The following is a 387-nucleotide window of genomic DNA, read 5'->3' as shown; positions in this document are numbered from 1 at the left end:
TAAAGCATTCCAATCTCCTCCACTTCCCTCCTTACTTCAGTCTTCATCATCACAAAACGATGAGATTTCCTTTTCCCCATCAGTTTCCTTAATTCCATCATCGCTTTCCTCATCAGCTTAGACAACAAAAACCAAACTAAAACCAAAATCACCCCACACCTTACCCCCACCTCAATCTATCAACCCCATACACCCCAATTCAACTTTCGCCCCCGACCTCTCATCTCCAACATTCTCCTCCCCCATCAAATAAATCCTCCTTCACCCCCTACCCACTCTCCCCTTCTCCACCCAATCCACCAACCACCTATTACCCTCCATCACACAACCTACCCCTTCCCACCCCCCTTCTTTCTCCTCCCCACACACAATCCCTTCCAATTCCAC

1 protein-coding gene is annotated in these 387 nt (G+C 48.1%); it reads left to right on the top strand.

Annotated features, from left to right (window positions below; genetic code table 11):
• Window positions 1–78 precede the first annotated feature (78 nt).
• Window positions 79–387, top strand: a 309-nt coding sequence (locus FS628_RS33185) for an AAA family ATPase (RefSeq protein ID WP_186328022.1), incomplete at its 3' end; no start/stop codon positions are given.

The sequence above is a fragment of the Paenibacillus xylanexedens genome (genome assembly GCF_007676705.1).
Classification (GTDB): Bacteria; Bacillota; Bacilli; order Paenibacillales; family Paenibacillaceae; genus Paenibacillus; species Paenibacillus xylanexedens_C.
Note: the sequence above shows the minus strand (reverse complement) of the source record. Positions and strands in the feature narration are given on the sequence as shown.